At 54.1% G+C, this 11233-nt stretch carries 12 protein-coding genes; 1 reads left to right on the forward strand and 11 read right to left on the reverse strand.

Annotated elements, in window-relative coordinates; genetic code table 11:
• Positions 1-94: 94 nt before the first annotated feature.
• The 9 genes from OGY83_RS15930 to OGY83_RS15970 all read right to left on the reverse strand — a co-directional run bounded on the left by OGY83_RS15930 (position 95) and on the right by OGY83_RS15970 (position 8531).
• On the reverse strand, positions 95-877 hold the full coding sequence (locus OGY83_RS15930) for a glucose-6-phosphate isomerase family protein (protein ID WP_191227786.1): 783 nt from the start codon (positions 875-877) through the stop codon (positions 95-97).
• The gene (locus OGY83_RS15935; protein WP_286636297.1) at positions 870-1433 is read right to left on the reverse strand and encodes a glucose-6-phosphate isomerase family protein; all 564 of its coding nucleotides are present in this window, start codon (positions 1431-1433) and stop codon (positions 870-872) included. Before OGY83_RS15935 ends, OGY83_RS15930 begins: the two co-directional genes overlap by 8 nt.
• 97 nt (positions 1434-1530) lie before the next feature.
• A complete protein-coding gene (gene rihC, locus OGY83_RS15940; protein ID WP_286636298.1) occupies positions 1531-2445 on the reverse strand; it encodes a ribonucleoside hydrolase RihC in 915 nt (304 codons plus the stop codon).
• A 66-nt stretch (positions 2446-2511) separates the two neighbouring features.
• Positions 2512-3462 carry a 4-hydroxy-3-methylbut-2-enyl diphosphate reductase gene (gene ispH, locus OGY83_RS15945; protein ID WP_003018925.1) on the reverse strand — a complete coding sequence of 317 codons (951 nt, stop codon included), beginning with the start codon at positions 3460-3462 and terminating at the stop codon, positions 2512-2514.
• Between the two features lies 1 nt (position 3463).
• The gene (gene fkpB, locus OGY83_RS15950) at positions 3464-3913 is read right to left on the reverse strand and encodes an FKBP-type peptidyl-prolyl cis-trans isomerase (RefSeq protein ID WP_003018929.1); all 450 of its coding nucleotides are present in this window, start codon (positions 3911-3913) and stop codon (positions 3464-3466) included.
• Positions 3914-4030: 117 nt separating this feature from the next.
• Positions 4031-4528: a signal peptidase II gene (gene lspA, locus OGY83_RS15955; RefSeq protein ID WP_003018932.1), complete on the reverse strand. Its 498-nt coding sequence runs from the start codon at positions 4526-4528 to the stop codon at positions 4031-4033.
• Positions 4528-7344 carry an isoleucine--tRNA ligase gene (gene ileS / locus OGY83_RS15960; RefSeq protein WP_191227789.1) on the reverse strand — a complete coding sequence of 939 codons (2817 nt, stop codon included), beginning with the start codon at positions 7342-7344 and terminating at the stop codon, positions 4528-4530. The genes lspA and ileS overlap by 1 nt, the downstream gene beginning before the upstream one ends.
• A 37-nt stretch (positions 7345-7381) precedes the next feature.
• Positions 7382-8320, reverse strand: coding sequence for a bifunctional riboflavin kinase/FAD synthetase (ribF, locus tag OGY83_RS15965; RefSeq protein ID WP_079937134.1), 939 nt, complete (start codon positions 8318-8320; stop codon positions 7382-7384).
• Between the two features lie 7 nt (positions 8321-8327).
• Positions 8328-8531, reverse strand: a complete 204-nt coding sequence (locus OGY83_RS15970) for a DUF2575 family protein (protein ID WP_079937267.1) — start codon at positions 8529-8531, stop codon at positions 8328-8330.
• 117 nt (positions 8532-8648) lie between these two features.
• Here OGY83_RS15970 and rpsT point away from each other — a divergent pair, with 117 nt between their 5' ends.
• Positions 8649-8912 carry a 30S ribosomal protein S20 gene (rpsT, locus tag OGY83_RS15975; RefSeq protein WP_003018940.1) on the forward strand — a complete coding sequence of 88 codons (264 nt, stop codon included), beginning with the start codon at positions 8649-8651 and terminating at the stop codon, positions 8910-8912.
• A 58-nt stretch (positions 8913-8970) separates the two neighbouring features.
• Here the strand turns inward: rpsT and nhaR are convergent, their stop codons facing one another.
• Both nhaR and nhaA read right to left on the reverse strand, forming a co-directional pair.
• Positions 8971-9870, reverse strand: coding sequence for a transcriptional activator NhaR (gene nhaR / locus OGY83_RS15980; protein ID WP_003829732.1), 900 nt, complete (start codon positions 9868-9870; stop codon positions 8971-8973).
• 37 nt (positions 9871-9907) lie between these two features.
• A complete protein-coding gene (nhaA, locus tag OGY83_RS15985; RefSeq protein WP_079937135.1) occupies positions 9908-11074 on the reverse strand; it encodes a Na+/H+ antiporter NhaA in 1167 nt (388 codons plus the stop codon).
• Positions 11075-11233 lie beyond the last annotated feature (159 nt).

The raw sequence follows: 11233 nt of genomic DNA on the forward strand, positions 1-11233 counted from the left end.
GATGGCGCGTACGCTTATCCGGCCTACTGTACTGTGCCGCGTTTTTCAGTTTGTAGGCCAGACAAAATCAGTACCGGGGCTATGCCCCGGCTCTTTATGGGTGAAAGTTTTGCCACAGCTCGGGATGCTTGTCCGGGCGCGAGATAAATTGAAATCGCGCCGGGTCCTCGATGAACTGCTGGTAAACAGGTGCGGAAGTAATCGAGAACTCCGTATATTGTCGGGGCGTAATGGCCTGCAGTCGTCCGGGAATGTAACGCGGATTATGCTGCCAGATAACGTTGTTTCCCTGCAGTAACGGGTACCACGCCAACCCTTTATGCGCGCGCACGGCGTCGTACTCAAAACCATATTCACGATCGCACCACGCGCCAAAGGTTAACGGGACATCCGGATCTGCGGATATGGTCGCATGCCCCCAACCGGGAGGTACCAACACTTTCTCACCGGGTCCGGCGATTACAGCAAAACAGCGGCCTGGGTCGTCCTCAACATACTCCTGCATATAGATTATTGCTTTTCCCTGCCAGATTTCGTACAGCTCCGGCGGGGACCAGCCGCTGTGCTGGCTGATACGATGAATATGTCCCTGACTACGTACCGGCTCCTCCCCCAACCGTCCCGCCGCATAGGTCACCACGCCAAACAACAGCATCCGCTTTTTCAGCTCTTCGCGATCCTGCATTCGCGCCACATCCATCGCAATGGCATACACCTCTTGCGGCCCTTCACAGTGCGGATCGCGCAGCGAGGCGCGGATGTCATCGAGTTGACGAATTTCCGGCATCGGCCCGGTAACCTCATCCCCATAGCTAAAACCAAGCGGGTGATGATGAACCGTCATATCGAGGCCGTAAGAATGCGCTAAGTCAGCCATTCTGTACCTCCTTCGCCTGAACCCTCTTATTTTCCTCAAAGACTCTTATTCTGAAGCCCCTGGTGAGCGCCGCATAATCATGGCCCGCAATCCCCGGCCATACGGCGATCGCCGACAGCACCTCTTCCCCGGTATTGATTAACCGGTGCGCGGTAAAGCCGGGGATAATGTGGACGGATCCGGCGAATACTTTTTCCAGCCTCGCGTCGCCCTGTTCGGTTTGCAACAGCAGCAAACCGGTGCCACGCAGACCAAAATAGACTTCCCCCTGTTCGCGGCGCGCATGGAAATGCCCGCGGGTCATAAAATACTCGGAGCCGACCCGGCCAGGATAAAGATGGGTAACGCCGGTGTAGAGTTCACCTTCAGCGGAAGACGTATCCAGCATCTCAACGTCATACACGACCTGCTCGCCAGCCAATTGCTGACGGGCGTTTTCATCGGCAAAAACGTCAGTAAGATCCTGAATACGGGTAGATTTGTGCAATAACGGGCCATCGGCCAAAGCGCCGCTTGCCCACGCCACCTGCGGTGGCTGGATAAAAGAAAGGTTCATATGTGTCTCCGGCCCGAGGAGAACAACAGGATCAGATTAGCAGATTAATCGATTAACCTGCTAATTCTGTCTGCATATTGCGGGCCGGATCACAGCCTCAAGGGGCCAGTGCCAGCACCTCTGCCACCCACTGCTGGAAACCTTCCACGTTCAGGCCCAGCGCAACCTGCGCATTTGCCGGATGCCCCAAACGTCCTTCGATGTCCACCACCGTCGTACCCGAGGTATATTCACCCTGGGTTTCAACCGCCACGAAACACGACTGCAGGGTAAACAGTTCCGGGCGCACCAGCCAGGCAATGGCGCACAGATCGTGCATTCGCAGCCCCGTATTCATACTGCCGCTACGGTAATGGCTAAACAGCGCGTGCAGCATTTTTCCCGTCTGGTTAAGCTGAGTCAACGTCGCCAGATAGTCCGGGGCGAGCATAGCCTGATTAGTGACATCCAGCCCACACATCACAATCTCCAGCCCGCTCTGGAAGACTTTCGCTGCGGCCTCGGGATCGATAGCAATATTAAACTCGGCGTTGGGTGTGAAGTTCCCGCGCCCGGCAGAGCCGCCCATAATCACCAGACGGTGAATGTTAAATACGCATTCAGGATAATGGGTCAGCAGCAGCGCAATGTTGGTCAGCGGGCCAATCGCCACCAACGTCACGGGCTGCGGGGCATGCATCAGCGCATCGCGAATCGCCTGGAAGGCGGGTTTTGCCATCGCCTGGCGGTCGTGTTCGACAAATTCATACCCTTCCATACCAGACTCGCCGTGCACGGAAGCGGCATCACGCAGCGGTCGCACCAGCGGCATCGATGCTCCCTGCGCCAGTGGAACATCCGCATTCCAGAAGTGCAGCAGTTGCAACGCATTGCGAGTGGTTTTTTCCACCGACACATTGCCTGCTACCGTGGTCATCAGTTGCAGATCCAGCTCAGGGGCAAACAGCGCGGCGGCAATGGCGGCGGCATCATCAATGCCGGGATCGGTATCAAGAATGATCGGTAAGCGCATGGTTTCTCCATAAAAAAATGCCAGACGTTAAGTCTGGCATCTTCTCATAATCGTAACCGGAAAGACTTACTCTACTTCACGAACATCCACACGCAGCTCTTTCGGCACTTCGAAAACGATGTTCTCTTCGCGGCCTTCCAGCGGAATAGCTTCCCCACCGCCAAGCTCCTGCAGGCGAGCAATCACGTTTTGCACCAGGATATCCGGCGCCGAGGCTCCGGCCGTCACGCCTACGCACTTCGCCTCTTTCACCCACGCTTCCTGGATGTCGGTCGCATCGTCAATCAAATACGCTGCTTTCCCCATTCGCTGGGCCAGTTCAGCCAGACGGTTGGAGTTAGAGGAGTTCTTCGAGCCGACCACCAGCACAACATCAGCCTGTTCCGCCAGCGCGCGAACCGCTTCCTGACGGTTGGTGGTGGCATAACAGATATCGTCTTTGCGCGGCCCGACAATTTTCGGGAAGCGTTGACGCAGAGCATCAATAACGTCAGAAGTGTCGTCAACGGAAAGCGTTGTCTGAGTCATGAAGGATAATTTGCCTTCATTTTTCACATTCAGTTTCAGCACATCATCTGGTGATTCAACCAGATACATTCCCCCTTGCGGGTTGCTGTACTGACCCATCGTGCCTTCGACTTCCGGGTGCCCGGCGTGACCAATCAGAATGGATTCTTCGCCACGACGGCTGGCGCGGGCAACTTCCATATGCACTTTCGTGACCAGCGGGCAGGTCGCATCAAAAACCGTGAGGTCACGGCCTTTGGCTTCGTTACGCACCGCCTGAGACACGCCATGAGCGGAGAAAATCAGGATCGCGCCATCCGGCACTTCGCTGATTTGCTCGATAAAAATAGCGCCGCGCTCGCGCAGGCTATCCACCACATAGCGGTTATGCACCACCTCGTGACGGACATAAATCGGCGCGCCATAAATAGCCAGCGCGTTTTCCACAATGCTGATAGCGCGGTCTACGCCAGCGCAAAAACCGCGCGGGTTGGCCAACAGGATCTGCATTTTACGCCTCCAGTGCCGGTTCGACTTCCAGCACTTCAATATCAAAATGAACGGTATGCCCGGCCAGCGGATGGTTGAAATCAACCGTGATCGAGTCACCGTTGATTTCGCGGATCACGCCAGGCATCTCACTGCCGTCCATTGCGGTAAAGAGCATGATAGCGCCAATTTCTGGCTCGCCCGCGTCCATAAATTCCCGACGCGAGAAATACTGAATTAAGTCCGGACTTGACACGCCAAAGGCGGCATCCGGCTCCAGAGCAAAAGTGGTTTTATCACCTTCTTTTAGCCCCAGCAGGTGTTGTTCCAGTCCTTCAGACAGAGAACCGTCGCCCAGGCGAAACAGCGCAGGCTTGCCGTTATTGCGGGTTGACTCTGCGGTGGAGCCATCGTCGAGCTTAAGGGTGAAGTGCACCAGCACCGCACTGTTACTCTGTACTGATTTAGACATGCAGGTTGCTCTTTAAAATTGCTGCCGCCTGTTTGCCCGGTGGCGCTACGCTTACCGGGCCTACAAGCATCGCAGTATATTGTAGGCCGGATCAGCATAGCGCCATCCGGCATTTTTTTATGCGGCTTTTTTCTCTTTCGACGGTAAGAAGCCTTCGAGGACAATCAATGCTGCCCCGATACAGATAGCTGTATCGGCCAGATTGAAGGTCGCGAAATGCCAGTCTCCGACGTAAAAGTCAATCATATCAACCACGAAGCCGTGCCACAGGCGGTCGAACAGGTTGCCCAGCGCCCCGCCAATGATTAATGCATACGCGATGTTGTTCAGCTTCTGCGTCGCCTTCGAGCGATACATCATCACCATCAGGATGACGCAAATACCGATAGCGATGCCGGCAAAGAACCAACGTTGCCAGCCGCCGCTGTCAGCTAAGAAGCTAAACGCCGCACCGTAGTTACGTGCGTAGTGCAGATTAAGCGACGGAAACAGCGACACCGTATCCCCCAGAGCAAAGTTCTGGAGGATCAGGTATTTGCTGCCTAAATCGATAATCAGCACGACTACTACCAGCCACAGCCAGCGTAGTCCTGTTGAACAAAGAGGCTTACTCATCAGGCAAACTTACGTTGTTCGCCATCACCGGCGATGTTGCTGACACAGCGTCCGCAGATATCTGCATGTTCCGCCACCTGGCCGACGTCGGTAGTGTAATGCCAGCAGCGCGGGCATTTCTCACCTTCGGCCTTGCTCAGTACGATTTTCAGACCTTTGAGCAGTTCGCTCTGCTGAGCATCAGCAGGAGCCGCTGCATAATCCGCAACCGTCGCACCGGAGGTCAGCAGAACAAAGCGCAACTCTTCGCCCAGCGCGGTCAGTTTTGCCGCCAGTTCAGGTTCAGCGTACAGGGTCACTGCCGCTTCCAGAGAACCGCCGACTTTCTTATCCGCACGCGCCTGCTCGATGACCTTGTTCACTTCGCCGCGCACTTTCAGCAGCTCGTCCCAGTAGGCATCGTTCATCGCTTCGGTTTCGCCTAAACCAAACAGACCTTCGTACCATTCACCGGTAAAGACGTACTTCTCACGATCGCCCGGCAGGTAGCCCCAGATTTCATCGGCGGTGAAGGACATGATTGGCGCCATCCAGCGAACCAGCGCTTCAGCGATATGGAACAGTGCAGTCTGGCAGCTACGACGCGCCACGCTGTCCGCTTTCGCGGTGTACTGACGGTCTTTGATGATGTCGAGGTAGAACGAGCCCATTTCTACGGAGCAGAAGCGCATCAGGCGCTGTACCACTTCGTGGAAATCATAGGCTTCGTAGGCTTTCAGGATCTCTTCCTGTGCCGCTTGCGCACAACCTACCGCCCAACGATCCAGCACCACCATATCTTCCGGTTTCACCATGTCTTTCACTGGATCGAACCCATTCAGGTTCGCCAGCAGGAAGCGCGCGGTGTTACGGATACGACGATAGCTGTCGGCAGCACGTTTCAGGATTTCGTCAGAAACGGCCATTTCGCCAGTATAGTCGGTAGAAGCAACCCACAGACGCAGAATATCCGCGCCCAGTTTGTTCATCACGTCCTGCGGAGAAACGGTGTTACCGATAGATTTGGACATCTTACGGCCCTGACCATCAACGGTGAAACCGTGGGTCAGTACCTGGCGATAAGGTGCTTTGCCTTTCATGGCGGTGGAGATCATCAGGGAAGACATGAACCAGCCACGGTGCTGGTCAGAACCTTCCAGATACATATCTGCCGCATGGCCTGCAAACTCAGGACGCACGTCCACGACGGATGAATGGGTTGAACCGGAGTCGAACCACACGTCCAGCGTATCCGGGACTTTGACATACTGGTCAGCTTCGTCGCCGAGGATATCTTTCGGGTCGAGATCCCACCAGGCCTGGATGCCGTCAACTTCAACGCGTTTGGCGACTTCTTCCATCAGTTCGATAGCGCGCGGATGCAGCTCTTCGGTATCTTTGTGAACAAACAGAGACATCGGCACGCCCCACGTACGCTGACGGGAGATACACCAGTCAGGACGGTTGGCAACCATCGATTCAATACGCGCCTGACCCCAGTCCGGGATCCACTGCACGCCTTTGATTTCTTTCAGCGACTGAGCGCGCAGACCTTTCTGGTCCATGCTGACGAACCACTGTGGCGTCGCACGGAAGATGATCGGTGACTTGTGACGCCAGCAGCATGGGTAGCTGTGCTGCATCTTCTCAACATGCAGCAGCGCACCTTTTTCGCTCAGCAGCGCAACGATTTTGTCGTTGGCTTTAAAGACGTTCACGCCGTCCAGATCCGGATAGGTACCCGCCAGGTATGCGCCGTCCGGACCAACCGGATTAGCGATTTCCAGACCGTACTTCTGGCTGATGACGTAGTCATCCGGACCGTGGCCACCAGCGGTATGGACCGCACCGGTACCCGCGTCCAGCGTAACGTGATCGCCAAGGATAGCCGGCACGTCAAAGCCCATAAACGGATGGGTAAAGCGCAGCAGTTCCAGCTCAGCGCCTTTAACGGTGCCGAGAATGGTGTATTCAGCCGCGCCAATACGTTGCATGACGCTTTCAACCAGATCTTTCGCCAGAATCACAGCCTGACCATCAATCTGCACCAGCGCATAGTCAAAATCAGGTGCCAGAGAGATTGCGCGGTTCGCCGGTAACGTCCACGGGGTAGTGGTCCAGATAACCAGAGAGATCGGGCCGTTGACGTCAGAAACGCCAAATTTCGCCTTCACCGCATCCTGATCGGCAGCGTGGAACGCTACGTCGATGGATGGGGAGGTTTTGTCATAATACTCAACTTCCGCTTCCGCCAGCGCGGAACGGCAGTCAACGCACCAGTGCACCGGCTTCGCACCTTTGTGCAGGTGACCGTTGCCGATGATTTTACCCAGCGCACGAATGATGTTGGCTTCGGTTTTGAAGTCCATAGTCAGGTACGGATGCGACCAGTCGCCCAGCACGCCAAGACGGATAAAGTCTTTACGCTGACCGTCAACCTGGGTCGCTGCGTATTCGCGGCACTTGGCACGGAACTCAGCGGCGGTGAACTTCTCGCCCGGCTTGCCGTATTCCTGCTCCACTTTCAGCTCGATCGGCAGACCGTGGCAGTCCCAGCCCGGAACGTAAGGTGAGTCATAGCCCGTGAGTCCTTTGGACTTCACGATAATGTCTTTCAGAATCTTGTTAACCGAGTGACCAATATGAATGCTGCCATTCGCATAAGGAGGGCCATCATGCAGAATGAAGGTTTTTTTGCCTTTTTTGGCCGCACGAATGATGCCGTACAGGTCATCATCAGTCCAACGCGCCAGCATTCCCGGTTCGCGCTTGGCGAGATCGCCGCGCATCGGGAACCCTGTTTCCGGCAAATTCAGGGTTGATTTATAGTCACTCATCAGATTCTCGGTTCCGTATTTAAAACTCGTATAGGCATTAAGCCGGTTTTGTTAGCCCAAAAAATTCACGGGCAGTCAACTCATCACGCGCAATCTGCGCTTTTAGCTCATCCAGCGAGGCAAATCGCTGTTCGCTGCGTATTTTTTTACGCAGTACTACATCTATATGGCGACCATACAGGTCCATTACAACGTCCAATAGATGCACTTCCAACTGCTGGCGTACGCCTGCTACCGTCGGGCGGGTGCCGATGTTGGCGACGCCGGGCAACGGTTTGTCACCCAGTCCCATCACTTCAACCGCATAAACCCCTTTCACCGGAGAAACCTGGCGACGCAGCGGTAAGTTTGCCGTCGGAAAACCGATGGTGCGCCCTAATTCATCACCGTGAACGACACGTCCTGAGATAGTAAAAGGATGCCCAAGCAGGCTTTCGGCCAGTTGCAGGTTATCTTCTGCAAGCGCCTGACGTACCGCGGTGCTGCTAATGCGCACACCGCCTTCGCAGAAGGTTTGGGTGCTGGTGATATCAAAACCATACTCAGCGCCCGCTTCCTGTAATAACAAGAAATCGCCCGCACGGCTAGCGCCAAAGCGGAAATCATCGCCAACGGCAAGAAATTGTACACCAAGGCGCTTAACCAGCAGATCGCTGATGAAGGTCTGCGCCGTTAATGCCGCAAAGCGCCTGTCAAAACGCACGCACAGCACGTAGTCCACGCCGCATTCCGCCAGATAACGCAGTTTTTCCCGCAGGCGGGTAAGGCGCGCAGGTGACTTCTCCGTCGCAAACAGTTCCAGCGGCTGTGGTTCGAAAATCATCACCACCACCGGTAAATTGCGTTTGCGCCCTTCTTCCCGTAAGCCTTGCAGCAACGCACGGTGGCCACGGTGCACGCCGTCGAAATTACCAATAGTCAGCACACACCCATGCGGGGCCTGACTGAGATTATGTATGCCTCGTATCAGCTTCATGTCTGGCTCAAAACAGTGAAAATCGTGAAAGTATACCCTGTACCGCGGTCAACGTTAACCGGCGATTGTTTCTACGAAACAGAAAGAGGATTGTTTTCATTGTTATGAAACAAATTGCAGACCTCCACGGGCACGCCAATGCAATTTTTCTCGTCGAAAAGCTGTATTCACAGCACGCAAGCTGGTAGAATCCTGCGCCATCACTACGCAACGAGTGCTGTAATTTAAACGGCGCTTATTTGCACAAATCCATTGACAAAAGAAGGCTAAAAGGGCATATTCCTCGGCCTTTGAATTGTCCATATAGAACACATTTGGGAGTTGGACCTTGGCTAATATCAAATCAGCTAAGAAGCGCGCCGTTCAGTCTGAAAAGGCCCGCAAGCACAACGCTAGCCGTCGCTCTATGATGCGTACTTTCATCAAGAAAGTATACGCAGCTATCGAAGCTGGCGACAAAGCTACTGCACTGAAAGCATTTAACGAAATGCAACCAATCGTGGACCGTCAGGCTGCTAAAGGTCTGATCCACAAAAACAAAGCTGCACGTCATAAAGCAAACCTGACTGCACAGATCAACAAACTGGCTTAATCGCCTGCTTGTTGTCGCTTTGTGAAAAAACCCGCGCAAGCGGGTTTTTTTATGTCTGTCATTTGTTCGTTGGCGTAAAGAGCGCCGAGTAGTCCGCATTGCAGATACGCTGCACCGCCGGATGCTGGATCATCCTTTCCGCAAATATGGCGTGATACTCCTCCATCACATTCTCTACGCGTCCAATTTCAACAATAGAATCATCGGCATAGAAATTGTGCGAATACAGCGTAGGCGCAACGAAAATGGCGTTATGCGTTGCCCCAAACGCTTTCATCAGCGCAGCGTCATCAAACTCGCCGAGGATTTCGACATTCAATCCTTGTGAGTTAATCCAATTCAGCAGCTTACGTCCGAGCATCGAACGACGCCCAGGGATCAGCAATCGACGCTCCTCAAGGCAGGCCGGGAATGGTTTCTCAGGCAGCGGTTTGGTGCACCAAAAACTCACGCTGCATTCGCCTATCCGCACTGAGAACAACCCTTCCTGCTGCGTTGAATCAATCGGACAGTCGGAGATAATCATATCCAGCTTATGCTGGCTGAGTTGATCCAACAGCATCTCGTGCGTTGACTCAAAACAACGCAGATGGATTTGTTCATCTTCAACCACAGCGGCATCCAGTACGCTACTGACCAGTTGCTTCGATAATGCATCCGCCACGCCAACATCGAACAGCAAATTAGACTCTTTGCGGTAGTTCACGATATCCAGCATTTCCTGGCTTAAGGTGAACATCTTATCCGCATAACGAAAAACCAATTCGCCTAACTCACTGGGCTCCAGCCCACGCCCCTTGCGCTTGAACAGCTTTCCCTGCAAGCGTTCCTCAAGCGCTTTAATCTGCCCGGTAATGGTCTGCGGTGTCAGATAAAGCGCTTCTGCTGCACCAACCACCGAGCCTTCTTTATAGACATGCCAAAAGTAGTACAGGTGGTTGTAGTTTATATGAGACATACTCTCTCCCTGAAAATTGTCACGAAAGGGCTACCCGTCAGGCTGACGCGTTCAACCGGGTGCGTAACCAGCTGTAACCAATAACCGCCGACAGTAAGGAGCCAATCAGGATCCCCAGTTTCGCCCAGTTAATCAGCTCAGGATCGACGTTGCCAAACGCCAGGCTGGCGATAAAAATCGACATCGTAAAGCCAATGCCGCACAGAATGCCGACCGCCATAATCTGCTGGAAATTCGTTCCCTCTGGCAATTGCGCCACCTTGAGGCGTAACGCCAGCCAGCAAAACAGACTGATACCCAACGGCTTACCGATCAACAAACCCGCAATGATCCCCAGCGGTAATATCGAGGTCAGTCCATCAATAGTGACGCCCTGCAGTGAAACGCCCGCGTTGGCGAAGGCAAACAGCGGCAGGATAAGGTATGCCACCCACGGATGCAGAACATGCTCCAGTCGCTTCGCCGGTGAACGCCCGTGTTTTTCCTTCAACGGAATGAAGAAGCCCACGATCACCCCCGCCAGCGTCGCATGCACGCCCGACTTCAATACGGCAGTCCACAGCACCACGCCGACCAGAATATAAATACCGGTGCGTCTTACACCGCACAGATTCAATGCCGCCAGAACGAGGATCGCGCACGCAGCAACGCCCAGCGACAGCAGCGAGAGATCGCTGGTATAGAACAGTGCGATGATGACGATAGCGCCGAGGTCATCAATAATCGCCAGCGCCATCAGGAAGATTTTCAACGCCAGCGGAACGCGGCTGCCCAACAGCGCCAGCACACCTAACGCAAAAGCGATATCCGTTGCCGCCGGGATCGCCCACCCTTCACGGGTGATGGGATCGGCATAGTTGAACGCCAGGTACAGCAATGCCGGGACAATCATGCCTCCGATAGCAGCAATGATCGGGAACGCCGCCTGACGCAGACTGGCCAGCGAACCTTGCATTAACTCGCGCTTTACTTCCAGACCAATCAACAGGAAGAACACCGCCATCAACGCGTCATTGATCCACAGCAGCATATTTTTGTTGATCTCAAGTGCGCCAACCCGCAGTTGAACGGGCGTTTCCAGAAAGGCGTGGTACCATCCACTGGTTACCCCGATATTTGCCATCAGCATAGCAACCACGGCAGCGATGATCAGAATGATGCCCCCCGAGGCGTCGCTACTAAAAAAACGATGCAGATGTTTCACTTTTATTCTCTCTATTGGGTGAATACTTCGTAAATACTATCTTACACCCTCAAAAAGCTCGTTAAAATTAGATTATTCATGATGGATAGATCGGTTTTTACGATCGGTAGTCTTAGCCGTAATCAAGATGGTCTGCCGAGGCCATTACCGCAGAAGAGA

Source organism: Citrobacter sp. Cpo090 (assembly GCF_030332665.1).
Lineage (GTDB): Bacteria > Pseudomonadota > Gammaproteobacteria > Enterobacterales > Enterobacteriaceae > Citrobacter > Citrobacter portucalensis.